Origin of the sequence: Sphingomonas sp. 2R-10 (genome assembly GCF_030062225.1) — a bacterium.
Lineage (GTDB): Bacteria > Pseudomonadota > Alphaproteobacteria > Sphingomonadales > Sphingomonadaceae > Sphingomonas.
The window spans coordinates 1-771 of the sequence record NZ_JASCXF010000092.1; the positions used below are offsets into that span (position 1 = coordinate 1).

1 rRNA gene is annotated in these 771 nt (G+C 50.1%); it reads right to left on the reverse strand.

The window, feature by feature from the left end:
* Positions 1 to 771 (reverse strand): 23S ribosomal RNA (locus QLH51_RS19835); the annotation flags it as partial.

Sequence of the window (771 nt, forward strand, 5' to 3'; positions counted from 1 at the left end):
CTCCTACCTATCCTGTACATGCGGTACAGACACTCAATATCAAACTACAGTAAAGCTCCATGGGGTCTTTCCGTCCTGTCGCGGGTAACCTGCATCTTCACAGGTACTAAAATTTCACCGAGTCTCTCGTTGAGACAGTGCCCAAATCGTTACGCCTTTCGTGCGGGTCGGAACTTACCCGACAAGGAATTTCGCTACCTTAGGACCGTTATAGTTACGGCCGCCGTTTACTGGGGCTTCAATTCGTACCTTCGCTTGCGCTAAGCACTCCTCTTAACCTTCCAGCACCGGGCAGGCGTCAGCCCCTATACTTCATCTTACGATTTTGCAGAGACCTGTGTTTTTGATAAACAGTCGCTTGGGCCTATTCACTGCGGCTGATCGTATGATCAGCACCCCTTCTCCCGAAGTTACGGGGTCATTTTGCCGAGTTCCTTAACGAGAGTTCTCTCGCTCACCTTAGGATTCTCTCCTCGACTACCTGTGTCGGTTTGCGGTACGGGCCGCTGTTTTCTCACTAGAAGCTTTTCTCGGCAGTGTGACATCAGGAACTTCGGTACTATTATTTCCCTCCCCATCACAGCTTGTCCTTAAGAAAAGAAGCATTTGACTCCTCTTCAGACTTACTGCTTGGACAGACATTTCCAATCGTCTGCATTCCTTAGCCTCCTGCGTCCCTCCATTGCTCAAACAAAAACAACGGGTACAGGAATATCAACCTGTTATCCATCGCCTACGCCTATCGGCCTCGGCTTAGGTCCCGACTAACCC